This window comes from Bacillus sp. FJAT-50079, assembly GCF_018343515.1.
GTDB lineage: Bacteria > Bacillota > Bacilli > Bacillales > Bacillaceae_C > Lederbergia.
Genome location: NZ_JAGYPD010000002.1, coordinates 463,115 through 486,778, shown reverse-complemented (window position 1 = coordinate 486,778; position 23,664 = coordinate 463,115). Strand labels below are relative to the sequence as shown.

General features: G+C 40.9%; 22 protein-coding genes. 20 read left to right on the top strand and 2 right to left on the bottom strand.

The window, feature by feature from the left end; translation table 11 throughout:
* The first annotated feature begins 8 nt into the window (after positions 1-8).
* From def to spoVM, 9 genes are all read left to right on the top strand, one after another.
* Positions 9-491: a peptide deformylase gene (gene def, locus KHA95_RS06325; protein ID WP_213136634.1), complete on the top strand. Its 483-nt coding sequence runs from the start codon at positions 9-11 to the stop codon at positions 489-491.
* Positions 488-1,441, top strand: coding sequence for a methionyl-tRNA formyltransferase (gene fmt / locus KHA95_RS06320; protein WP_213136633.1), 954 nt, complete (start codon positions 488-490; stop codon positions 1,439-1,441). The genes def and fmt overlap by 4 nt, the downstream gene beginning before the upstream one ends.
* A complete protein-coding gene (gene rsmB / locus KHA95_RS06315) occupies positions 1,434-2,774 on the top strand; it encodes a 16S rRNA (cytosine(967)-C(5))-methyltransferase RsmB (protein ID WP_213136632.1) in 1,341 nt (446 codons plus the stop codon). Before fmt ends, rsmB begins: the two co-directional genes overlap by 8 nt.
* A gap of 331 nt (positions 2,775-3,105) precedes the next feature.
* Positions 3,106-3,864, top strand: a complete 759-nt coding sequence (locus KHA95_RS06310; RefSeq protein ID WP_283248128.1) for a Stp1/IreP family PP2C-type Ser/Thr phosphatase — start codon at positions 3,106-3,108, stop codon at positions 3,862-3,864.
* Positions 3,858-5,813, top strand: a complete 1,956-nt coding sequence (pknB, locus tag KHA95_RS06305; protein ID WP_213136631.1) for a Stk1 family PASTA domain-containing Ser/Thr kinase — start codon at positions 3,858-3,860, stop codon at positions 5,811-5,813. Before KHA95_RS06310 ends, pknB begins: the two co-directional genes overlap by 7 nt.
* Positions 5,814-5,983: 170 nt before the next feature.
* The gene (gene rsgA / locus KHA95_RS06300) at positions 5,984-6,862 is read left to right on the top strand and encodes a ribosome small subunit-dependent GTPase A (protein WP_213136630.1); all 879 of its coding nucleotides are present in this window, start codon (positions 5,984-5,986) and stop codon (positions 6,860-6,862) included.
* 2 nt (positions 6,863-6,864) lie between these two features.
* Positions 6,865-7,521: a ribulose-phosphate 3-epimerase gene (gene rpe / locus KHA95_RS06295; RefSeq protein WP_213136629.1), complete on the top strand. Its 657-nt coding sequence runs from the start codon at positions 6,865-6,867 to the stop codon at positions 7,519-7,521.
* 2 nt (positions 7,522-7,523) lie between these two features.
* On the top strand, positions 7,524-8,186 hold the full coding sequence (locus KHA95_RS06290; RefSeq protein WP_213136628.1) for a thiamine diphosphokinase: 663 nt from the start codon (positions 7,524-7,526) through the stop codon (positions 8,184-8,186).
* Positions 8,187-8,282: 96 nt separating this feature from the next.
* Positions 8,283-8,360 (top strand): stage V sporulation protein SpoVM, encoded by a 78-nt coding sequence (gene spoVM, locus KHA95_RS06285; RefSeq protein ID WP_213136927.1) that lies wholly within the window; start codon positions 8,283-8,285, stop codon positions 8,358-8,360.
* A 70-nt stretch (positions 8,361-8,430) separates the two neighbouring features.
* Here the strand turns inward: spoVM and rpmB are convergent, their stop codons facing one another.
* The gene (gene rpmB, locus KHA95_RS06280) at positions 8,431-8,619 is read right to left on the bottom strand and encodes a 50S ribosomal protein L28 (protein WP_213136627.1); all 189 of its coding nucleotides are present in this window, start codon (positions 8,617-8,619) and stop codon (positions 8,431-8,433) included.
* 265 nt (positions 8,620-8,884) lie between these two features.
* On the opposite strand from rpmB, the gene KHA95_RS06275 reads away from it, so the two are divergent.
* From KHA95_RS06275 to recG, 3 genes are read left to right on the top strand one after another with little or no spacing between them, the layout of a single operon-like run.
* Positions 8,885-9,247 (top strand): Asp23/Gls24 family envelope stress response protein, encoded by a 363-nt coding sequence (locus tag KHA95_RS06275; RefSeq protein ID WP_213136626.1) that lies wholly within the window; start codon positions 8,885-8,887, stop codon positions 9,245-9,247.
* Positions 9,248-9,263: 16 nt separating this feature from the next.
* Positions 9,264-10,931, top strand: a complete 1,668-nt coding sequence (locus KHA95_RS06270; RefSeq protein ID WP_213136625.1) for a DAK2 domain-containing protein — start codon at positions 9,264-9,266, stop codon at positions 10,929-10,931.
* Positions 10,931-12,979 carry an ATP-dependent DNA helicase RecG gene (gene recG, locus KHA95_RS06265; protein ID WP_213136624.1) on the top strand — a complete coding sequence of 683 codons (2,049 nt, stop codon included), beginning with the start codon at positions 10,931-10,933 and terminating at the stop codon, positions 12,977-12,979. Before KHA95_RS06270 ends, recG begins: the two co-directional genes overlap by 1 nt.
* Before the next feature lie 368 nt (positions 12,980-13,347).
* Here recG and KHA95_RS22885 read toward each other — a convergent pair whose 3' ends face one another.
* Positions 13,348-13,623, bottom strand: coding sequence for a hypothetical protein (locus KHA95_RS22885; protein WP_249316612.1), 276 nt, complete (start codon positions 13,621-13,623; stop codon positions 13,348-13,350).
* 761 nt (positions 13,624-14,384) lie between these two features.
* On the opposite strand from KHA95_RS22885, the gene fapR reads away from it, so the two are divergent.
* The 8 genes from fapR (at position 14,385) to ftsY (ending at position 23,575) form a co-directional block, all read left to right on the top strand.
* A complete protein-coding gene (gene fapR, locus KHA95_RS06255) occupies positions 14,385-14,945 on the top strand; it encodes a transcription factor FapR (protein ID WP_213136623.1) in 561 nt (186 codons plus the stop codon).
* 17 nt (positions 14,946-14,962) lie between these two features.
* Positions 14,963-15,955, top strand: a complete 993-nt coding sequence (gene plsX, locus KHA95_RS06250; protein WP_213136622.1) for a phosphate acyltransferase PlsX — start codon at positions 14,963-14,965, stop codon at positions 15,953-15,955.
* 16 nt (positions 15,956-15,971) lie between these two features.
* Positions 15,972-16,919, top strand: a complete 948-nt coding sequence (fabD, locus tag KHA95_RS06245; RefSeq protein WP_213136621.1) for an ACP S-malonyltransferase — start codon at positions 15,972-15,974, stop codon at positions 16,917-16,919.
* Positions 16,916-17,659 (top strand): 3-oxoacyl-[acyl-carrier-protein] reductase, encoded by a 744-nt coding sequence (gene fabG / locus KHA95_RS06240; protein ID WP_213136620.1) that lies wholly within the window; start codon positions 16,916-16,918, stop codon positions 17,657-17,659. The genes fabD and fabG overlap by 4 nt, the downstream gene beginning before the upstream one ends.
* 63 nt (positions 17,660-17,722) lie before the next feature.
* On the top strand, positions 17,723-17,956 hold the full coding sequence (locus KHA95_RS06235) for an acyl carrier protein (RefSeq protein ID WP_213136619.1): 234 nt from the start codon (positions 17,723-17,725) through the stop codon (positions 17,954-17,956).
* A gap of 82 nt (positions 17,957-18,038) precedes the next feature.
* Positions 18,039-18,773 (top strand): ribonuclease III, encoded by a 735-nt coding sequence (gene rnc, locus KHA95_RS06230; RefSeq protein WP_213136618.1) that lies wholly within the window; start codon positions 18,039-18,041, stop codon positions 18,771-18,773.
* A gap of 33 nt (positions 18,774-18,806) precedes the next feature.
* A complete protein-coding gene (smc, locus tag KHA95_RS06225; RefSeq protein ID WP_213136617.1) occupies positions 18,807-22,373 on the top strand; it encodes a chromosome segregation protein SMC in 3,567 nt (1,188 codons plus the stop codon).
* A 212-nt stretch (positions 22,374-22,585) separates the two neighbouring features.
* Positions 22,586-23,575, top strand: a complete 990-nt coding sequence (gene ftsY, locus KHA95_RS06220) for a signal recognition particle-docking protein FtsY (RefSeq protein ID WP_213136616.1) — start codon at positions 22,586-22,588, stop codon at positions 23,573-23,575.
* Positions 23,576-23,664 lie beyond the last annotated feature (89 nt).

The following is a 23,664-nucleotide window of genomic DNA, read 5'->3' as shown; positions in this document are numbered from 1 at the left end:
GAAGATAAATGGCAATTCTCCCTATCGTGCAATATCCAGCTGCGATTTTAGAGGAAAAATGTGAACGAGTGACGGAGTTTAATCAAGAGCTCGGACAATTATTAGATAATATGATCGATACAATGATCGATGCGGATGGGGTAGGGCTAGCGGCACCGCAAATCGGCATTCGTCAGCAAATTGCTGTCGTGGAAATTGATGAGAATGAAATGATTGAACTTATTAACCCTGAAATTGTTGAGAAAAAGGGGGAAGAAATAGATGTTGAAGGCTGCTTGAGCTTTCCAGAACTATACGGAACGGTTGCGCGTTCCTATACAATTGAAGTTACAGCTCAAAACCGATTTGGCGAGCCCTTCAAATTGGAAGCGGAGGGCTTTCTTTCACGTGCGATTCAACATGAACTTGATCATTTAGCTGGTGTGCTTTTTACATCAAAAATTATTGAATATGTCGATGAAGAAGAAGTTTTTGGGAGGGAAGAAGCATGACGAAAATCGTTTTTATGGGTACGCCTGACTTTTCAGTACCCGTCTTAAACAGTCTTGTCGAAGCAGGCTATGACATTCTTGCTGTCGTTACGCAGCCAGATCGACCCGTTGGCAGAAAACGAGTATTAACACCACCCCCGGTAAAAGTGGAGGCAGAACGCCATCAAATACCTGTTTTGCAACCGGAAAAAATTCGCAAGCAAGAAGAATTACAAAAAATTATTGATCTATCACCGGACTTAATTATTACAGCAGCATACGGGCAAATTTTACCGAAAGAGCTATTGGAATCGCCGCGACTTGGCTGCATTAATGTTCATGCATCATTGCTACCGGAACTACGCGGAGGAGCACCGATCCATTATGCATTATTACAAGGAAAAGAGAAAACAGGCATTACAATTATGTATATGGTAGAAAAGTTGGATGCCGGCGATATGATTAGCCAAGTGGAAGTACCAATTTCCGAGGATGATGATGTTGGATCATTACATAATAAGCTAAGTAAAGCAGGGGCAGAACTTTTACTTACGACATTGCCCGATCTTTTGGCAGGCAATGTGACTGCCCAGCCACAAAATGAAGAGAAAGCGACATTCGCATACAATATTACCCGTGAACAAGAAGTGATTCAGTGGGAGGAAACAGGCGAAGTCATTTATAATCATATTAGAGGCTTGCGTCCATGGCCGGTGGCATACACAACTTTTGCCGGACAAACGGTAAAAATATGGCAAGCAGAAAAATATCCACTCCAGCAGTCATCGACTCCAGGAACAATTGTGAAAATCGAAGCGGACGGCATCATCGTTGCGACAGGCAATGAGATCGCAATTAAAATTACTGAATTACAGCCGGCTGGGAAGAAAAAGCTGTTCGCAGAGCAATACCTTAGAGGGGCTGGCGCACACATAAAAGCAGGGATGACGTTTGGAGAAAATCATGAATAAGCATAAAAAGAATGTCCGTGAAGTGGCACTAGAAGTGCTGGAAGCAATCGAGAAACATCAGTCATATAGCAATCTTCTTTTGAACCAAGTCATTACAAAAAATAAGATGACTGGTCCTGATGTTGGACTGCTAACAGAAATGGTCTACGGTACAATTCAACGGAAAATGACGTTAGATTTTTATTTAAGTCCTTTTATAAAAAAGAAACTTGAAGCATGGGTATTGATTTTATTAAGACTCTCACTGTATCAAATGGTTTATTTAGATAAAATTCCTGATCGCGCGATTATCTTCGAAGCGGTCGAAATTGGGAAGAGAAAAGGTCATAAAGGGATTGCATCACTTGTAAATGGGATTTTACGTTCCGTTCAAAGACAAGGATTACCTAGTCTAAATGAAATTAAAGATCCAGTTGAAAGATTATCAATCGAAACGAGTCATCCGTTATGGCTTGTTAAGCGCTGGGTGGAGCAATTCGGCTTTGAAAAAACAAAAGCGATGTGTGAAGAAAATTTACTCGCCCCTGTCCAAACAGCTCGGGTAAATACGACGCTTGCTTCGAGAGAGGAAGTCGTATCTGCACTAACTGAGGAAGGATATTCCGTTCAGCCTAGCAACATCATTCCAGTCGGAATCAAAGTTCTTCAAGGCAATCTCGTCCACTCAGACGTCTATAAAAAAGGACTTATTTCCATTCAAGATGAAAGCTCGATGGCAGTCGCATATGCGCTTGATATTACAGAGAATCTGAATGTGCTCGACGCTTGCGCTGCACCCGGAGGAAAAACAGGTCATATAGCGGAAATGTTAAATAGAACAGGCCTTGTAACAGCGCTTGATTTGCATCCGCATAAAGTGAAGTTGATTACAGAGAATGCCAACCGACTTCAATTACCAAACATTGAATCGGTTGTGATGGATAGCAGAAAAGCGGGAGAAACATTTAAGGAAGAAAGCTTTGATCGTATTCTCGTTGATGCCCCATGTTCAGGACTCGGTGTTTTAAAACGAAAGCCGGATATAAAATATACGAAGTCACTTGAAGATATTCATTCACTTTCTTCTATTCAACAAACAATTTTAGATGAAGTTTCTAAATTAGTAAAAAAAGATGGGCTTCTCGTTTATAGTACATGTACAGTTGATAAAGAAGAGAATGAGCAAACGGTGGCACAGTTTTTGCAACGCCATCCGGATTTTATTCCGCATCCACTTACATTGCCTGAAAGCTTGCAAGCATTAGTCGGTAATGACGGACATCAATTACAAATATTCCCACAAGATTTTGGCGGGGATGGTTTCTTTCTTTCATGTTTTAGAAAAAAGCCCTGATAATCGCGTGAATGTCGAATTATAATAAATTTCGTTGATTGAAGCGGAAGGAGGCGACTCCTTGAAAATGCTTCGCACTTCCTTCGTGCGGTGTAGATTCATGTCCTGCGAGCGGTAAACGTAAGACCCCGCAGGAGCTTTTAAAGGAACGAAGCCTAAAGTCGCCACATCGTGTGGCAGCGGCTTCGTGACCAACATCCTGTTGGTCTGAGGAGGCTCACGGGTCGCTCAGTGAAAAGCGTCCGCCTGAAGCGGAAATCAACAACAGGTTTACCAGAGCAAGGAATTCAAAAAAGAGTTGTGAGGTTACTAGAAGAGTGGGGTGATCAGCTTGTCGATGATTTTCAAAACGGATCAAGGGAAAATCCGTCAGCAAAATGAAGACAATGGCGGAGTGTTCAAAAATAAGAACGGCGATTATTTAGCCATTGTCGCTGATGGCATGGGAGGACATAATGCAGGGGAAGTTGCAAGTCGCATGGCCGTCAGTGCTCTCTTAGATGTCTGGTCAAAAGTTGAAGAACCGTTTACACCGGAAAAGGCGGAAAATTGGTTTTTATCAAATGTGAAGGAAGTTAACCAACAGATTTATCGTCATTCTTTGGAAGTAGAAGAATGCAGTGGCATGGGAACAACGATTGTGGCCGCAATTTGTACGGATCTATTCGCAACAGTAGTTAACATTGGCGATAGCCGTTGTTATATTTTAAATGAATCGGGGTTTAGCCAATTAACTGAAGATCATTCTTTATTAAATGAGCTGATTAAAACTGGGCAAATTTCACGAGAAGATGCGGAGCAGCATCCGCGTAAAAATATTTTGTTAAAAGCTTTAGGAACAGAAGAACATGTCGAGATGGATGTGCGAACGATTACATTTGAAGAAGAGAATAAACTATTGCTTTGTTCAGATGGATTGTCAAATAAAGTAACGGTGGAAGAAATGGCCCAAGTATTAGAAAGTGATCGGTCTTTGGATGAAAAAGCGACGACGTTAATTAATCGAGCTAATCAAAAGGGTGGCGAAGATAATATTACGCTCGCAATCATTGAGTATGAAAGCGATGAAAGCGGGTGTGAGGAATGTTAATAGGCCGCAGAATAAGCGGACGCTATAAAATCCTCCGGATGATTGGCGGCGGAGGAATGGCCAACGTCTATTTAGCGCTCGATATGATTTTGGAAAGGGAAGTTGCGGTTAAGATCCTTCGTTTAGATTTTGCAAACGAGGATGAATTTATTCGCCGTTTCCAGAGAGAAGCCCAGTCAGCGACAAGTTTAACTCACCCGAACATTGTTAGCATTTACGATGTTGGAGAAGAGGGCGATATTTATTATATTGTGATGGAATATGTTGATGGCATGACATTGAAACAATTCATTCAACAATATCATCCAATACCGATTGAAAAATCGCTCGATATTATGAAACAATTAACATCAGCTGTTGCTCACGCCCATGAAAATCATATCGTTCATCGCGATATTAAACCACAAAACATTTTAATAGACCATCATGGTCAAGTGATGATCACTGATTTTGGGATTGCGATGGCACTGAGTGCGACTTCCATTACGCAAACAAATGCGGTATTAGGGTCTGTTCATTATTTATCACCAGAGCAAGCGCGTGGTGGGATGGCGACTGAAAAATCGGACATCTATTCTTTAGGAATCGTTATGTTTGAATTATTTACGGGAAGGTTGCCATTTTCAGGAGAATCAGCAGTTTCGATCGCATTGAAACATTTGCAATCTGACACACCTTCTCCAACACGCTGGAATCCAGATATTCCACAAAGCGTTGAAAATATCGTCTTAAAAGCAACAGCGAAAGATCCGTTTCTACGCTATAACGCGGCGGAGGAAATGGAGGAGGATCTTGAAACAGCACTCGATCCAGAACGGCAAAACGATCCAAAATTTACGATTCCGGAAGATGTCGATGCGACGAGGGCAATCCCTGTCATTACAAACTCGCATTTACATAGTGCAAGTCATGATACCGTGCTCCATACGAAAGAAAAGGAGAAACCGAGTGGCGCTAAAAAACAACCGCCAACGAAGAAGAAAAGAAAAAAATGGCCATGGCTAGTTGGTATTTTTATGACATTGCTTCTATTGGCGGTCGTTTTCTTCAGCTTTATTCTTCCGGCTATACGTGATGCGCAAATCGTTGTCGTTCCTGATCTAAGTGAATATGAATATGACGAGGCAGTAATGAAGCTTTCGGAGTTAGGATTAAAATTAGGAGAAAATCACGATATTATTCATGAAGAAATCCCTGAAGGGTCCGTCGTTAAAACAGAACCGAAAGCGAATGAAGAAGTGAAAAAAGGCAGTTCCGTAGACATTTATGTTAGTTCAGGCAAGGAGAAATTCCCTCTTGCCGATTACACAGGCAGACAGTTTGATAGTGTTGTCAGCATACTTGATCCTGTCAAGTTTAAAAGCATTAAAAAGGATGCGCGCTACGATGATTCGGCGGTTGGGACGATTCTTGAACAGAATCATGAGCCAGGAGAAGTTGTTCCGGGAGAAACAGATTTGGTTTTCGTCGTCAGTCTTGGACCGAAGAAGATGACGTTAAGAAATTTAAGCGGCTATAATGCGGATGCGTTAGAAAGCTATGAAGAATCTACTGGATTCGAAATCGTAATCGCCGGTGAGGAATATTCGGATAGTGTCGCGGCGGGACTCGTCATATCGCAAACGCCAGCTCCGGGCACAGAATTAATTAACGGTGATAAAGTGACTGTCATCCTTTCAAAAGGTCAGGAGGAAATTCCGCCGCAGACGAAGGTCGTTTCGATTACGATTCCATATGAGCCGGCGGAAGAAGGAATGGAGCAAGAAGTAAGCATCTTTGTTCAAGATATGCATCATAGTATAACAACTCCTGTCAAAACATTTACGATTACAGAAACGGTCACAGAGGAAATCGAGCTGACGATCGAAAAGGGAAAAAAGGCCAGCTACCAAGTGATTCGCGATAATTCTGTATTAATTAATGAAGAAGTAGAATATTCAGGTGAATAATGAATTGCAATAAAGGACAAAAAGGACAAGCGGGTTCTGTTTTAAAGACAGCTCCGCTTATACCTTTTAAACGTGAGTGAAATGGCTTGCTTGCAATGCATTCGTTTCGTCCGTAGGAAGGGAGCTGGACTTTTTGTCCTCCAATATAAGCTTTTGGAAGGAAGGGTTCGATGCCAGAAGGTAAAATAATAAAAGCGCTAAGCGGTTATTATTACGTGTTATCTGAAGGAAGTGTCATCCAATGCAGAGGCAGGGGAGTATTTCGAAAAAATAAAATCACCCCACTTGTCGGAGACCAAGTTGTCTTTCAAGCTGAAAATGATAAAGAAGGCTATATTATGGAAATCAAAGAACGGAGCAACGAGCTGATCAGACCTGCAATTGCCAATATTGATCAAGCGATTCTCGTTTTTTCAGCTGTTGAACCGGAGTTTAGCCCACTTCTTCTCGATCGCTTTCTCGTTATTGTTGAGGAAGCGCAAATTTTACCACTTATTTGTATAACTAAAATTGACCTCCTTGGAGAACAACGTAGTAAAATCGAGGAGTATATAAATGATTATCAGCAAATTGGTTATGATGTTGTAAAGCTTTCAGCAAAAACCGATGAAGGAATCGAAAAGCTACGCCCCTATTTAATGGGAAAAACGAGTGTATTTGCTGGTCAGTCCGGTGTTGGAAAATCATCGTTACTGAACGCATTAAAACCAGAGCTGCAATTAAAAACGAACGAGATATCAACTCATCTTGGCCGTGGGAAGCATACGACACGTCATGTAGAGTTGGTCGAAATCGGCGGAGGGCTTGTTGCTGATACGCCTGGATTTAGCTCGCTCGAATTTTCAACGATTGAAAAAGAAGAATTAACGGATTATTTTCCGGAAATATCGGAGGCAAGTGAGCAATGTCGTTTTAGAGGCTGTTTACATTTAAACGAACCTGGATGTCACGTCAAAGGTAGTGCTCAATCAGGTGAAATTCCATCGTATCGATATGAGCATTATGAACAATTTATACAAGAAATAATAGATAGAAAGCCGAGGTACTAACTATGATGAAAATTGCACCATCGATATTGGCGGCTGACTTTTCAAAGCTAGCTGATGAAATTAAAGAGGTAGAAGCTGCTGGAGCAGATCTAATCCATATTGATGTCATGGACGGCCATTTTGTTCCTAATATTTCATTTGGTTCCTTAATTGTAGAGGCGGTTCGCAAAGTGACGGATCTGCCGCTTGATGTTCATTTAATGATTGAAGAGCCGGCTCGTTACATTGAAGAGTTTGTCAATGCAGGAGCGGATTACGTAACAGTACATGTGGAAGCCGATCCGCACGTACATCGGACGATTCAAGAAATTAGAAGATTAGGAGCAAAGCCTGGAGTTGTTTTAAATCCGGCTACTTCTGTATCGACGATTGAACATATTATTGATGATATCGATATGGTTCTATTAATGACGGTCAACCCAGGTTTTGGTGGACAGTCATTTATTCCGAATGTTTTACCGAAAATTCGCGAAGTGAAGGCCATGATTGATCGCAAGCAACTTTCTGTCGATATTGAAGTCGATGGAGGCGTAAACAGCGAAACGATTAGGCAATGTATGGATGCAGGCGCAAATGTATTCGTAGCTGGCTCAAACATCTTTGCAAACGAAGATCGCAAGGCAGCAATCCAGGAGCTACGCAAGCAAATTACGGAGTAATGATGGAAACGAATAATAAGGCGATTCATATTATGGCAGGCGGTCCGCGTCATTTAATTCCGGACGTTTTTCAAGGAAATGATCAAGACATTTTATGGATTGGTGTTGACCGTGGTGTCATTTATTTATTAGATGCCGGCATTCGCCCAGATTTTGCTGTCGGTGATTTTGACTCAATTTCAGCGGAAGAATGGGAAAAAGTTCGCAGTCACATTCAAGCTGTTAACCGTTTTAAACCAGAAAAAGATGAGACGGATATGGAGCTAGCAATCGAATGGGCGTTAAAACATAACCCTGATTCAATCAAGATTTTTGGTGGTACGGGGGGGAGAAGCGATCATTTTTTCGCCAATGCTTTTATGCTCGCTCCATATCAACTCAAACAGCAGACGGTGACGTTTGAACTCATTGACATTCAAAACACCATTTCTATTTTCTACCCTGGTGAATATGATATAGAAATTGATAACACAAAAAAATATATCTCATTTCTTCCTCTAAGCAGTGAAATATTCGGGCTAAGTTTAAAAGGGTTCAAATATCCTCTCAAGGACAAGTATGTGCCTTTTGGTTCATCTCTTTGCATTAGTAATGAACTTCTACAACAAACAGGTACTTTTTCTTTTGAAAAAGGCATATTAATGATGGTAAGAAGTACAGATTAAATCGCCCATTCCTGTTAGAGCACGTACTTATCCATAAATGATGAATATGATAGGATTGAGGAAAATCCCGATATTTTCACATTAGGAGGGAATTTTATGAGGTTTTATACAATTAAACTTCCAAGGTTTTTAGGTGGGCTTGTCAGAGCCGTGCTAGGTTTTAAAAAGAATTGATGTAGTTAGCAGCAAATAGAAAAAAGGCACCTTAAAAGGCGCCTTTTTTTGCAATTTGTTATAATGTTTATTATACTCTTTCGACCTTACCGGATTTAAGCGCTCTTGCAGATACCCAAACACGTTTAGGCTTTCCATCGACAAGAATGCGTACTTTTTGAAGGTTTGCCCCCCATGTACGTTTGTTTGCGTTCATCGCGTGAGAACGTCTATTACCAGTTCCAGTTTTGCGTCCAGTAATTACACATTGTTTCGCCATCTATTATTCCCTCCCGAACTACTTCAATTTGCACATTTAAAGATACTTTAATAATTTATCACACATGCTTTCATAATGCAATACATCAAACTTCTCCTTTAAAGAACTTTTCCTTGACATCCTTTTTAGGAAGCATTTACCGAAAAAGGATCATACTTTCAAAACAGAGCCTTGTATAGTAAAATAATCATAGCTATAAGGTGTATATGATATGATGCAGAATGAAAATGTACAGTCATGATATTTCGATAAAGGAGGAAGTTGTATGTCAATAGAGATGACAACGAAGTACGGTCAGATTGAGATATCTAATGATGTGATTGCAACCATTGCTGGAGGAGCTGCAATCGACTGCTATGGAATTGTGGGAATGGCTTCTAAAAACCAAATAAAAGATGGATTTTCAGATATTTTACGAAAAGAGAACTTCACTAGAGGGATTATCGTCCGTCAAGAGGGGACGTCAATACATATTGATATGTATATTATCGTAAGCTATGGAACGAAAATTTCGGAAGTTGCCCATAATGTGCAATCGAAGGTTAAATACACACTTGAGCAAACAGTTGGTTTTTCAGCCGATACAGTAAACATTTATGTACAAGGGGTTCGGGTCTCGAATCCTTAATAAGGAGGAAAAGTTCGTGTCAATTACAGCATTGGACGGATATCGGTTCGCCGATATGATTATACAAGGATCCAACCATTTAGCAGCGAATGCACAAATGGTTGATGCATTGAACGTGTTTCCCGTTCCTGACGGCGACACTGGAACGAATATGAATTTATCGATGTCGTCGGGCGCAAAAGAAGTACAAAACAATCGCCAAGAGCAAATCGGAAAAGTTGGGGCGGCGTTATCAAAAGGTCTACTTATGGGTGCGCGTGGAAATTCGGGGGTGATTTTATCACAATTATTTCGCGGATTTTCAAAAGCGATTGAAGCGAAATCCATTTTGACAAGCGTTGATTTTGCAGATGCGTTCGCAGTGGGAGTGGAAACGGCTTATAAAGCAGTAATGAAGCCTGTTGAAGGGACGATTTTAACTGTTGCAAAAGATGCTGCGAGCAAAGCGGTCGAGGTTGCAAAAAGTGAACCGGATATTGTCGTTGTTATGGAAGCGGTTGTGAAAGAAGCGAAGGCATCATTGAAACGTACGCCAGATTTGCTTCCTGTTTTAAAGGAGGTAGGTGTCGTTGATAGTGGTGGGCAAGGTTTAGTATGTGTATATGAAGGGTTTTTAGCTGTGTTAAAAGGTGAGGAGCTTCCACAGCATACGATCGAGCCTTCTATGGATGAGCTTGTGAGTGCCCACCATCATCAAAATGTTCAAGGCTTCATGAATACAGACGAAATCGAATTTGGCTATTGTACCGAGTTCATGGTTCGTCTCGATCATCAAAAGGCGTTTTCAGAAGAAACATTTAGAAATGATTTAAGTGCTTTCGGTGATTCCTTACTCGTAATTGCCGATGATGAAGTAGCGAAAGTTCATATTCATTCAGAGCAGCCAGGTGAAGTTTTAACATATGGACAGCAATATGGAAGCTTAATTCATATGAAAATTGAAAACATGAGGGAACAGCATCGGTCAATTGTTGGAGAATCTGCACCAGCTTCTTCGCATGCTGACCATTCGCCTGCAAAAGAACGGAAGGATTATGCGATCATCGCCGTTTCAATGGGTGCTGGCATTGCCGAATTATTTAAAAGTGTCGGAGTGTCGGAAGTTATTGAAGGTGGACAAACAATGAACCCGAGCACAGAAGATATGATGAAGGCAATTCAAGCGGTGAATGCCAATAAAATTATTTTATTGCCAAATAATAAAAATATTATTATGGCAGCTGAACAGGCAGCGGCGATTGCCGATCAGGAGGTCATTGTCGTTCCTTCCAAAACAGTTCCGCAAGGATTGACTGCTGTTCTTTCTTTTAACGAGTCATTATCACTGGACAAAAATAAAGAAGAAATGACAGCGGCACTGAGTGAAGTAAAAACGGGGCTCGTGACATTTGCTGTCCGTGATACGAGCATCGACGGATTAGCCATTAAAAAAGATGATTATATGGCTATTTTAGACGGGGAAATTGTTGCTGCAAATCCAAGCCTATCTACCGTATCAGAAACATTGGTGGATAAAATGATCGATGAGGATTCAGAGATCATGACTGTCATATATGGAGAGGACACAAAACAGGCAGATCTTGAACAGTTAGAAACGTATGTGGATGAAACGTATGGCGAGCTTGAAATTGAAATTCATAATGGCAAGCAACCGCTCTACCATTATATTTTCGCGGTGGAATAATGAGTAGGTCGCTGACGGATCCCGTTACGGTTTTAAAAGGAATTGGTCCTGAAACGGCCCTAACATTAGCTGAAATGGGCATTGAAACGATCGCCGATTTAATCGAGCATCTTCCATTTCGATATGATGATGCGCGATTGCGTGATTTGGCAGATGTTGCCCATGATGAAAGAATAACCGTTGAAGGGAAGGTTCATAGTGAACCTTCTTTCATGTATTACGGTAGGAAAAAAAGCAGGCTAACGATTCATCTGCTCGTCGATCGTTATTTAATTAAAGTCACATTTTTTAATCGTGCCTATTTAAAAGGCAAGCTCGCTCCACAAGATGTGATTACCGTTTCGGGAAAATGGGATAAACATAGACAAACAATAACTGGACAAGATTTGACGATAGGTCCACGTTCACAAAGTGCGAACTTTGAACCTGTATACTCAACAAAGGGCAATGTAAGTGTAAAAGCGCTGCGCCGTTATATTGCGCAAGCCTTTCATGAATATAGCGATCTTATGAAAGAAACTTTGCCGCTATCGCTCATAAACAAATATCGCTTGCTTGATCGCAAAACGGCTTTGCATGCGATTCATTTTCCTGACAAGGAGGAAGATCGAAAGCGAGCGAGAAGGAGATTTGTCTATGAGGAGTTTCTTTATTTTCAATTGAAAATGCAAGCACTGCGCAAAATTGAAAGGGAAAAATCAGCAGGGATTATTCAAGCATATGATTTGGAACGAATAAAGGCATTGATCGATTCACTGCCATTTGGGTTGACAAACGCTCAAAAGCGGGTTGTCAATGAAATATGTGCGGATTTAAAATCCCCTTATAAAATGAATCGGCTCCTTCAAGGTGATGTAGGATCAGGGAAAACGGCTGTTGCCGCAATTGCTTTATACGCCAGTATTACGGCAGGCTACCAAGGAGCATTAATGGTGCCAACAGAAATTCTCGCTGAACAGCATGTCGCTTCATTAACAGAATTGCTTGCTCCAGCAGGTGTGTCGATTGCCTTATTATCAAGCTCGATCAAAGGGAAGAAACGCGAAGCCATCATTGAGCAGCTTAGAAACGGAGAAATCGATTTGCTAGTCGGAACGCATGCCCTTATCCAAGATGATGTTCATTTTCATAAACTAGGCCTCGTCATTACAGACGAACAGCATCGTTTCGGTGTTGAACAACGCCGAGTTTTACGGGAAAAAGGGGAACATCCGGATGTGCTGTTTATGACAGCTACACCGATACCAAGAACATTGGCGATCACTGTTTTTGGAGAAATGGACGTTTCGATCATAGATGAAATGCCATCAGGAAGAAAGACGATCGAAACGTATTGGGCGAAGCACGATATGCTTGATCGGATTTTGAATTTCATAGAAGCAGAATTAAGAAAAGGAAGGCAAGCATACGTCATTTGTCCACTCATTGAGGAGTCGGATAAATTAGATGTGCAAAACGCCATCGATCTTTTTGATTTATTATCTGTTCATTATCAAGGGAAATTTGCAGTCGGGCTCATGCACGGAAGACTTCCATCTGCGGAAAAAGATGAAGTAATGAAAAGCTTTAGCCAAAACGACATTCAAGTACTCGTTTCAACAACCGTTGTTGAAGTAGGAGTAAATGTTCCGAACGCAACGGTTATGCTCATCTATGATGCGGAACGATTTGGGTTAGCGCAGCTTCATCAGCTTCGCGGTCGAGTTGGACGTGGAAAGGAGCAATCCTATTGTATCTTGCTCGCCGATCCAAAATCAGACGTTGGTAAAGAACGGATGAAAATTATGACGGAAACGAATGATGGCTTCGTATTAAGTGAGCGTGATTTAGAACTGCGCGGTCCCGGTGAATTTTTTGGTAAAAAACAAAGCGGATTGCCGGAATTTAAAGTCGCGGATATGGTCCATGATTATCGTGCGCTGGAAACCGCTCGAAACGATGCTGCACATATCATCGAGCTAAAGGAGTTTTGGCAAGACGAAGAATATGCTACACTACGTAACTATTTAGAAATGTCTGGCGTATTATCGCACGAAAAATTGGACTGATAAATCGTATTTAGATAATTGGTTTGTTCAGAAGTACAAAGCAATAATTCGCAAATAAAATGATATAGGGGCTGTCTAAAAAGTAATACTAATTGTTTTTTTGTAAACATCGTGCGCTCGAATGCCCGTATCGAGGAATTTTTACTGGCGAGGGGCAATCGGGCGAGTATCGAATGCCCATATCGGTGATTTTTTACTGGAAAGGGGCAATCGGATAAAATTCGATTGACCAAAATGACGTAAATATGGATCAGGAGGAACTGGATAGCTACCCTACCTGTGCATAAAAAAGTAGCTATTCTAAAGTCAATAAACGTTTGACTTTAGGATAGCCCCTTCCGTTCATCAAATGTCTTGGAAATTCTTGACTACACATCTCTTATATGTTCATCAGTCTTTTCTTCGTTATATAAACCATATCTCCAGCCTTTTAATGCGTCGCCTTCTTGAGAGGTAAGAATGCCAACAGCATATTCAGTACTAGGAATCCAACCCCAAGCCATATCTTTTATAGTAAAAGGGATTTGATTCGAAGCTGATAAAAAGAATGGAACGGTTATATTTAAATAAACATCTGCATACTGGCTTTCAGCAGCTTCGATAAGATTTTCTTCCATAATTAAGACGGCATCATAAGAATCCATTACCTCACTTTTTATATCACCGAAAGAAATTTCCTCGAACTTACTTGTTCTTCTTTCACTTCTTGTGGCTCTCCAATTACTGCTAATCTTAAAGATTTCCCTTCATACGATTCAAAAATAGGACTTGGAGCACAAGTCGATAGTGCTAATATTAGAGTTAACAACGTGAAAAAAATAATTCATTATTTTCATATGCAACCCCTTGCATTATATTTTTGCATAATCCTCCATTAACCTTGTGAAAATACTAAGTTGAGCATGCACCCGACTTAGTATTTCAAGAAACGGGCATATTTCTTACCAAAGTCATTTAGTTTTTTTAGTAAAAATATCCGCTCAATTGTGGCATTGGAATAAGGTTTGATCAAATTTGCCGAAAGAAACAGGTTTTTTATGGTTAACTAAAAGGGATACTTTTGAAATGCGTTGATTGGAGCGGAAGGCACGAAGACTCCAGCGGGATGTGCGAGATAGGTGAGACCCTGCAAGGCGCGTTTAAGGAACGAAGCCTAAATTCGCCACATCGTGTGGCAACGGCTTCGTGACCGACATCCTGTTGGCCCGAAGCGGCTCACCGCTCACCCGCGGAAAGCGAAGTGCCTAGAGCGCAAATCAACATCCCATTACCCAAATCTACCTTTTTTCGAAGAAGTCGTACATTTCTAGTGAAAATCATAGACTCATATTTGTTGCGCTTCCTCTTTTATTTTTATATACTACTATTAATACCTAGTCTTAATATCTTGAATGGTGTTGATAATATGAGGCGGCCTAAAAAAGAAAGGCAAAAGCTTTTGATCGAGACAATTGAAGAGAATCCATTTGTAACAGATGAGGAATTAGCTGAACGATTTTCTGTCAGCGTTCAAACCATTCGCCTAGATCGAATGGAGTTGTCGATCCCTGAACTTAGGGAGAGAATAAAAAATGTTGCTGAAAAGCATGTAGATGACGAGGTAAAATCACTTCCAATCGATGAAGTAATTGGAGAGGTTATTGATATTCAACTTGACCAGACAGCGATATCGATTTTCGATGTAAAGCAAGAGCATGTGTTTAAAAGAAATTCGATTGCTAGAGGACATCATTTATTTGCCCAAGCCAACTCTTTGGCAGTTGCTGTGATTGATGATGAGCTAGCATTGACAATGAAAGTAAAAGTTCATTTTACTCGTCCCGTTAAACTTGGTGATCGTGTTGTTGCCAAGGCGAAAGTGGAGAAAACAACACGACCGGATCGAACGACTGTCGGTGTGCTTAGCTATGTCGGTCAAGAGATCGTATTCAAAGGTGAATTTGAAATGTATCGCTCCAGTCAATGAATAGAAGGTGAAAACGAATGAAAATTGCAATTGACGCAATGGGAGGAGATCACGCGCCGAAAGAAATTGTAGCTGGCGTCGTGAAAGCTGCCCAAGACTTTACAGATGTTGAGTTTGTATTATACGGAAATGAAACAGAAATAAATAAATATGTAACAAAATCTGACCGAATTCAAATCATTCATACAGATGAAAAAATCGAAGCAGAGGATGAACCCGTGCGGGCAGTTCGCCGTAAGAAAGCAGCTTCCATGGTCATGATGGCACAAGCGGTGAAAGATCGCGAAGCAGATGGGTGCATTTCAGCAGGCAATACTGGGGCATTAATGGCTGCGGGTTTATTTGTCGTTGGAAGGATCAAGGGAATTGATCGACCTGCACTCGCACCAACGCTCCCGACTACTGATGGCAAAGGGTTTGTCATGCTCGATTTAGGAGCAAATGCCGATGCAAAGGCGGAGCATTTATTGCAAAATGCGATTATGGGCAATATTTATGCTGAGAAGGTTCGAAAAATTGACCGTCCTCGCGTCGGATTATTAAATATTGGAACCGAAGAAAATAAAGGAAATGAATTAACGAAAAAAGCATTTGAACTCATTAGCCAAGCAGATTTGAATTTTATTGGGAATATTGAGGCTAGAGATTTACTGGAAGGTCATGCGGACGTTGTCGTTACGGATGGATTTACAGGCAATATCGTTTTAAAAGCGATCGAAGGAACGGCATCATCGTTATTTTCGATGTTAAAGGACACGTTCATGGGGAGCTTTAAAAATAAACTTGCTGCTGGCCTAATTAAATCTGATCTCGTCCAATTGAAAAATAAAATGGATTATACAGAATATGGTGGTGCATGTCTATTCGGATTAGATGCGCCTGTTATTAAAGCGCATGGTTCATCGAATGCGAATGCCATTTACCATGCTGTACGTCAAGCGCGTGAAATGGTTATTCATCAAGTACCAGAAAAAATTAGGGAAGCAGTAGAAGCAAAACAAAACGTATAATAGATGGGGTGAAAAAATGGGGAAAATCGCTTTTGTTTTTCCAGGACAAGGCTCGCAAACAGTTGGAATGGGACAAGCCATTGCTGAGGCAGACCAACGGGCGAAGCATATTTTTGAAGAAGCAGATCAACGATTGGATGAATCGCTATCATCCCTTATATTTAATGGACCAATTGAAGAATTGACAAAAACGACGAATGCGCAACCGGCATTGTTAACGACGAGCATTGCTCTTTTGCAGCGCCTTCAAGAAGCAGGGATTCAACCTGATTACACGGCTGGTCATAGTCTTGGTGAATATTCAGCGTTAGTCGCAAGCGGTGTGATGGAGTTTTCCGATGCCGTTTATGCCGTTAGAAAACGTGGAGAGTTTATGGAAGAAGCCGTTCCAAACGGAAAAGGAACGATGGCGGCGATCATGGGCTTTGACCGGGAAAAGTTGCAGCAAATTACCGGCGAAGTTACCCAAGCTGGTGATTCTGTACAAATGGCGAATATTAACTGTCCAGGCCAAATTGTTATTTCTGGTACGGTCGCTGGGGTTGAAAAAGCTGGTGCAGTCGCAAAAGTTCAAGGAGCAAAACGAGTCATTCCGTTGCAAGTGAGCGGGCCGTTTCATTCCGAATTAATGAAGCCGGCAGCAGAAAAATTTGCTCAAATTTTAGCTGAAATTAATATAAGTGATGCAAAGGTTCCGGTTGTAGCAAATGTGACCGCGCATCCACTTACAGACGGCTCGCAGTTTGCAGAAAAATTAATCGAACAATTATACTCACCCGTTTTATGGGAGGATTCGGTTGAAGCAATGATCGCGAATGGGGTCGATACATTTGTTGAAATTGGGCCAGGAAAAGTGCTTTCTGGATTAATTAAGAAGATCAATCGCTCCGTCACAACGATTTCAGTCCAAGATCCGGATAGTTGTCAAAGCGCGATCGAGCAATTGAAAGGAGAAGGAAAATGAAGTTAGAAGGGAAAGCTGTCATTGTAACAGGTGCATCACGGGGAATTGGCCGAGAAATTGCTTTACATTTTGCTAGAGAAGGTGCTAATGTCCTTGTCAATTATTCAGGCAGTGAAGCGAAAGCAAATGAAGTAGTCAGTGAAATTCAAGCATTAGGACGCAATGCAATTGCCTATCAATGCAATGTCGCTGACAGCGAATCTGTTGGTGAAATGGTCAAAGCGGCGGTTCAACAATTTGGCAAGCTTGATATATTAGTAAATAATGCAGGGATTACGAAAGATAATTTATTAATGCGCATGAAGGAAGACGAATGGGATGATGTCATTAATATTAACTTAAAAGGCGTATTCCTCTGCACGAAAGCTGTATCAAGACAAATGATGAAGCAAAGATCAGGTAGAATCATTAATGTTTCTTCTATTGTTGGTGAAATCGGGAATCCAGGACAAGCTAATTATGTAGCGGCAAAAGCTGGCGTAATCGGACTTACGAAAACATCAGCAAAAGAACTTGCTGCAAGAGGAATTACAGTCAATGCACTTGCACCAGGCTTTATAACGACAGATATGACCGATCAATTACCAGAAGATGTGAAAACAGCGATGTTACAGCAAATTCCGCTCGGGCAATTTGGTGATGCGGAAGATATCGCAAAGGCAGCGTTATTTTTAGCTTCAGATGATGCGAAATATATTACTGGCCAAACCATTCACGTTAATGGCGGCATGTTTATGTAATCATTTTAAACATTTTACTTTTTAATGTTTTCCTTTATAATGACTTGAGGGGAGGTGAAACGAATGGCAGATACAGTAGAACGCGTAACTCAAATTATCGTTGACCGTCTTGGTGTGGAAGAATCAAAAGTAACACTTGAAGCTTCTTTTAAAGATGATTTAGGAGCAGATTCATTAGATGTTGTTGAACTTGTCATGGAATTGGAAGATGAATTCGATTTGGAAATTTCCGATGATGATGCTGAAAAGATCGCAACAGTCGGCGACGCTGTTAATTACATAGAAAGTAAAAACTAGTCGTTGAAGTTTAGATGATGTCCCGTTCTTTGTAGGCGGGACATTTCTACGTTACATTATTTCTATCAAGGTGGAATCACACATGAGGAAAAAAATAAATCGTGAGAGAAAAATGAGTCATCTCATTGAAAATCGCATGAAAAACTTCCAAGAAAAAATCGGAATACAATTTCATAATCAAAAATTACTTATGCAAGCTTTTACACATTCATCCTATGTGAATGAGCATCGGAAAAAACCGCATGAAGACAATGAACGCCTTGAGTTTTTAGGTGATGCGGTTCTGGAACTAACCGTTTCCCAATATCTATTCAAAAAATTTCCGCTAATGAGCGAGGGCGAGTTAACGAAAATCAGGGCATCGATCGTCTGTGAGCCTTCACTCGTTAAGTTTGCGACTGAATTAAATTTTGGCGAAACAGTGCTATTAGGAAAAGGAGAAGAGATGACAGGAGGAAGATCAAGGCCGGCTTTGCTTGCTGATGCATTTGAAGCTTTTGTAGGTGCGTTATATCTTGACCAAGGGCTTGAAGCAACGATCTCGTTCCTCGAAAAATCTGTTTATCCGCAAGTCGATGCTGGTGCTTTTTCTCATGTGATGGATTTTAAAAGCCAATTGCAAGAAAATATTCAAAGAGATGGAATTGGGGTACTTGAATATAAAATCTTACTCGAAGAAGGTCCGGCGCATAATCGGACGTTCGTCTCACAAGTATTATTAAATAACGAAGTGCTTGGCGAAGGCTCGGGAAGATCAAAAAAAGAAGCGGAGCAGCATGCGGCCCAAATGGCTTTAAGTAAGCGAAAAGAAGAATAAGAAGCAAGAACAAAAAGAAAGGAGGGGAATAAGGTGTTTTTAAAACAGTTGGACATTATTGGCTTTAAATCGTTTGCCGAAAAAACGAATATTGAATTTGTCCCTGGTGTAACTGCTGTTGTTGGCCCAAACGGAAGTGGAAAAAGCAATGTGACCGATGCAATTCGCTGGGTGCTCGGTGAACAATCGGCTAAATCACTTCGTGGCGGGAAAATGGAAGACGTTATTTTCGCTGGAAGTGACTCACGAAAACAATTAAATTATGCGGAAGTGACATTGACTTTAAACAATGAAGACGGTGCTTTGCCGATCGAATACAATGAAGTAAGTGTCACACGAAGAGTGTTTCGCTCGGGTGAAAGTGAGTATTTATTGAATCGCCAATCATGCAGATTAAAAGATATCGTTGATCTTTTCATGGATTCTGGACTTGGAAAAGAAGCCTTTTCAATTATTAGCCAAGGGAAAGTAGAAGAAATTTTAAATAGTAAGCCCGAGGAAAGACGAACGATTTTCGAAGAAGCGGCTGGCGTCCTCAAATATAAAATGAGGAAAAAGAAAGCGGAAACGAAGCTGCATGAAACAGCTGAAAACTTACAGCGCGTCAATGATATCATTCATGAACTTGAAGGACAGGTCGAACCATTAAAAATTCAAGCGTCGATTGCCAACGATTATTTGCAGAAAAAAGCAGAGCTCGAAAATTATGAGGTCGCGCTAACGGTTTATGAAATCGATACGTTACATAAAAGCTGGGAACAATTTAAAGGAAAAGTCGAACAATTACAGGCACGTGATCACCAACTTGCCGAAGATGTTCAAAAAAGCGAAGCGGAGTTGACCGTTGTCCGTGAGCAATTAATCATCATCGATGAAACAATTAGTCAACTTCAGTCCGAACTTCTATCTGCAACGAAGGAACTTGAAAAGCTTGAAGGAAGAAGAGATGTTTTAAGGGAGCGTAAAAAAAATGCGACCGATAATACCGCTCAATTAACGAAAAACATCCATGATGCAGAGGAAAAGATTGAACAATTAGAAATGAAGAAAAAGCAGTTGGTAGACGAAACGCGGATCAAGCAGAAAGCTGCGGAGCAATTAAAAAATAAGCTTAAGCAGAAAAAAGAGCAAGTTGACTTATTTGATGGCTCAATTGAAGAAACAATTGAATCATTAAAAAGCGATTATATCGAACGATTAAATGAGCAAGCATCAGCTAAAAATGAGCATCAATATTTAGAGCAGCAAAAACGTCAGCAGCAAGTAAAGGCTGAACGGCTCGATCGCGAAAATGAAAAATATATTGCTGAACGAAATGAAGTGACAGCAGCACTTGCCGAAAAACAAAAACAGCTAAAAGTAGTGGAAGATCAGCTTTCTACGCAATTAACGTCTTTTCAAGAAACAGATAAAAAGATTTCCGAATTGAAAAAGCAAGTGGATGAACAAGCTTCGCTCGTAAATCAGGCTCATCATTATTTACAGAAATCCATTTCGCGCAAAGAAACATTAGAGGAAATGGAAGACGATTATATCGGTTTTTTCCAAGGTGTTCGTGAAGTGCTAAAAGCGCGGGAGAAAAAATTGACGGGCATCGAAGGAGCCGTTGCCGAGCTTATCCAAGTCCCGAAAAAATTTGAGCTTGCAATTGAAACGGCGTTGGGAAGCACTGTGCAACATGTCGTTGTTCAAACAGAAGCAGATGGAAGAAGAGCGATTGAATATCTTAGAGAAAATCGATACGGGAGAGCGACGTTTTTACCACTTAATATCATAAAGGAAAAACGGATACAGCATGGCTTAATTGAGACATTAGCTGCGCAATCGGCGTTCGTTGGAGTCGCGGCGGATGTTATTCAGTATGCTCCAGAGCATGCCCCTGCTATTAGAAGTCTACTAGGAACGACGATTGTTGCTGATCGATTGGCTGGGGCAAACGCACTAGCGAAGCTTTTGCAATATCGCTATCGAATCGTCACCCTAGAAGGCGACATCGTCAATCCGGGCGGCTCGATGACGGGCGGAGCGACACAGCAAAAAGCCGGCTCATTACTTAGCCGAAAAAGTGAACTTGAAGAGCTGACAGAGAAAATAGCAATGATGCGCGAAAAGACAGCGAATTTAGAAGCTCGTTGGCAAGAGGTAAAAGAAGCGTTAACAGCCGAGGAAAAACAGCTTGAAGCAATTAGAGAATCCGGCGAGCAATTACGCAAGGAACAAAATAATTTAGAAGCAAATATTTTGCAAATTACAGTGAATAAAAAGAATGTTGATGAGCGTCTATCTTTATATGATCTGGAAAAAAATGAGCTAGATGCTGAATCCAGCAAAATTTCCGCACGCATGCACGCATTAAAAACTGTATTAGAAGACAATGAGAAAAAAGCAGATGCGCTAAATCAACAAATTGCGGAACTAACAGCACGAAGAGATCATGAGCGGATTTCAAAAGAGTCATTGCGTGAGGAAGTAAGCAATTTGACGGCAGAATATGCGGTAATGAATGAACAGCTTTCATCAAGCGCGAACTATTTAAAATCATTAAATAAAGAATTGAAAGAAGCAAAGGCGCGAAAAACGTCTCTAGTCGATGATTTGCATTGGCTAGAAAATGAAATGTCCGGTCATTTTACGAGCGAGGAGGAGCTAGCGGCTGAAGCATTGAAGAAAAAAGCCGATAAAGATACGATAGAACAAAAGCTTACTCATTTGTATAATGAACGAACAACACAGCAAGCGACGATCGCTGCAAATGAGAACGAATGTAAGCAATTGAAAAATCAATACAAAGCTGTGAATGATTTGCTCGTGGAGGCGGAAATTCAGACGAATCGCCTTGATGTCGAGTTGGAAAATCGACTGCAAAAACTGCGTGAGGTGTATCGTCTTTCATATGAAGGGGCGAAGGAGCAGTATCAGCTGCAAATCGCTGCAGATGAAGCAGCCAAGAAAGTAACATTAATTAAACGTGAGATTGAGGAACTGGGAACGGTTAATCTCGGTGCGATCGAAGAATATGAACGGATCTCGGAAAGGTATCAGTTTTTAGCTGAACAGCAAGCAGATTTAGCCGAAGCAAAAAACACGTTATTACAAGTGATGGCTGAAATGGATGAAGAAATGAAAAAACGTTTCTCATCGACGTTTAACGCAATCAAAGCACATTTCGAAGGAGTGTTCCAAGCGTTATTCGGCGGAGGGAAAGCTCAATTGAAACTAACCGAGCCTGATGATTTATTGCGCACAGGAGTCGATATCGTCGCACAGCCGCCTGGAAAAAAACTACAAAATTTAAGCTTACTTTCCGGTGGAGAGCGCTCTTTAACCGCGATCGCCCTTCTCTTTTCGATTATTAAAGTGCGTCCTGTTCCTTTCTGTGTACTTGATGAGGTGGAAGCGGCATTGGACGAAGCAAATGTGTATCGGTTCAGCCAATACTTACAAAAGTTTAGCAATGAAACACAATTCATCGTCATTACTCATCGTCAAGGTACGATGCAAGGCGCTGACGTATTATACGGGGTAACGATGCAAGAATCAGGGGTTTCGAAGCTCGTTTCGGTGAAATTACAAGATCAAGAAGAGATGGCTACGATATAAGTTGAAGTTAAAATGTTCATTTAAATGGTTTTAATCAGAAGTATACCTAGTTGATTGGAGTGAAAGGCGGCGACTCCTGGGGGATGAGCGGCAAACGTGCCGCCCCCCAGAAAGCGTCCGCCTGGAACGGAAATCAACGGTGTTTACTTTCAGCATTTTATGTACGTTATTTATTCAACTTATACAGTATATAAATATAGAGGTGGAAAAACATGAGTTTTTTTAAAAAGCTGAAAGAAAAATTTACTACTTCTACGGATTCAATTTCAGAGAAGTTTAAAGATGGTTTGGCAAAAACAAGAGATAATTTTTCAGAAAAAGTAAATGACTTAGTTGCAAGATACCGTAAAGTCGATGAAGACTTTTTTGAAGAATTAGAAGAAATTTTAATTCAGGCAGATGTCGGCTTTGACACGGTCATGCAGCTCGTTGATGAATTAAAAACAGAAGTGAAAAAGCGCAATATTAAAGATACAGCAGATGTTCAATCTGTGATCTCAGAAAAACTTGTTGAGATTTATGAAGCAGACGACACATCCCCAACGACATTGAATATTCAAGAAAACGAATTGACGATTATTTTATTTGTCGGTGTAAACGGAGTCGGAAAAACGACAACGATTGGTAAACTTGCTCATAAGTTTAAACAGGAAGGCAAGCATGTCATGCTTGCCGCTGGTGATACGTTCCGTGCTGGGGCAATTGAACAGCTCGAAGTATGGGGAGAGCGTGTTGGTGTTGATGTGATAAAGCAAGCGGAAGGATCTGATCCAGCGGCAGTTATGTTTGATGCCGTTCAAGCGGCAAAATCAAGAAAGGCAGATATTTTGCTTTGCGATACAGCGGGACGTTTGCAAAATAAAGTGAATTTAATGAATGAGCTTGAAAAGGTAAAGCGAGTCATTGAGCGAGAAGTTCCAGGAGCGCCGCATGAAGTATTACTTGTATTAGATGCAACGACAGGACAAAATGCTTTGATCCAAGCGAAGACGTTTAAAGATGCAACGAATGTAACGGGAATAGTTCTATCTAAATTGGATGGGACAGCAAAAGGTGGAATTGTCCTTGCAATCCGCAATGAACTACATATCCCGGTTAAGTTTGTTGGACTTGGAGAAAAAATGGATGACCTCCAAGAGTTCGACGCGGAGAAATATGTGTATGGATTGTTTTCTGATACGATCGAAAACATGAACGAATAGGCACGTAATGGAATATGTTCAGTGCTTGACAATATGCATATGGACATGTATGATTTTAGTGTAAAGCATTTTAACTTAACAAGGAGTGG

Excerpts from the sequence above, each read along its gene's own strand:
- rsgA (WP_213136630.1), top strand. The coding sequence starts at position 5,984 with ATGCCAGAAGGTAAAATAATAAAAGCGCTAAGCGGTTATTATTACGTG.
- KHA95_RS06275 (WP_213136626.1), top strand. The coding sequence starts at position 8,885 with ATGTCAATAGAGATGACAACGAAGTACGGTCAGATTGAGATATCTAAT.
- spoVM (WP_213136927.1), top strand. The coding sequence starts at position 8,283 with ATGAGGTTTTATACAATTAAACTTCCAAGGTTTTTAGGTGGGCTTGTC.
- fmt (WP_213136633.1), top strand. The coding sequence starts at position 488 with ATGACGAAAATCGTTTTTATGGGTACGCCTGACTTTTCAGTACCCGTC.
- KHA95_RS06290 (WP_213136628.1), top strand. The coding sequence starts at position 7,524 with ATGGAAACGAATAATAAGGCGATTCATATTATGGCAGGCGGTCCGCGT.
- ftsY (WP_213136616.1), top strand. The coding sequence starts at position 22,586 with ATGAGTTTTTTTAAAAAGCTGAAAGAAAAATTTACTACTTCTACGGAT.
- rnc (WP_213136618.1), top strand. The coding sequence starts at position 18,039 with ATGAGGAAAAAAATAAATCGTGAGAGAAAAATGAGTCATCTCATTGAA.
- fabG (WP_213136620.1), top strand. The coding sequence starts at position 16,916 with ATGAAGTTAGAAGGGAAAGCTGTCATTGTAACAGGTGCATCACGGGGA.
- pknB (WP_213136631.1), top strand. The coding sequence starts at position 3,858 with ATGTTAATAGGCCGCAGAATAAGCGGACGCTATAAAATCCTCCGGATG.
- rsmB (WP_213136632.1), top strand. The coding sequence starts at position 1,434 with ATGAATAAGCATAAAAAGAATGTCCGTGAAGTGGCACTAGAAGTGCTG.
- rpmB (WP_213136627.1), bottom strand. The coding sequence starts at position 8,619 with ATGGCGAAACAATGTGTAATTACTGGACGCAAAACTGGAACTGGTAAT.
- fabD (WP_213136621.1), top strand. The coding sequence starts at position 15,972 with ATGGGGAAAATCGCTTTTGTTTTTCCAGGACAAGGCTCGCAAACAGTT.
- recG (WP_213136624.1), top strand. The coding sequence starts at position 10,931 with ATGAGTAGGTCGCTGACGGATCCCGTTACGGTTTTAAAAGGAATTGGT.
- plsX (WP_213136622.1), top strand. The coding sequence starts at position 14,963 with ATGAAAATTGCAATTGACGCAATGGGAGGAGATCACGCGCCGAAAGAA.
- KHA95_RS22885 (WP_249316612.1), bottom strand. The coding sequence starts at position 13,623 with ATGGATTCTTATGATGCCGTCTTAATTATGGAAGAAAATCTTATCGAA.
- rpe (WP_213136629.1), top strand. The coding sequence starts at position 6,865 with ATGATGAAAATTGCACCATCGATATTGGCGGCTGACTTTTCAAAGCTA.
- def (WP_213136634.1), top strand. The coding sequence starts at position 9 with ATGGCAATTCTCCCTATCGTGCAATATCCAGCTGCGATTTTAGAGGAA.
- KHA95_RS06235 (WP_213136619.1), top strand. The coding sequence starts at position 17,723 with ATGGCAGATACAGTAGAACGCGTAACTCAAATTATCGTTGACCGTCTT.
- fapR (WP_213136623.1), top strand. The coding sequence starts at position 14,385 with ATGAGGCGGCCTAAAAAAGAAAGGCAAAAGCTTTTGATCGAGACAATT.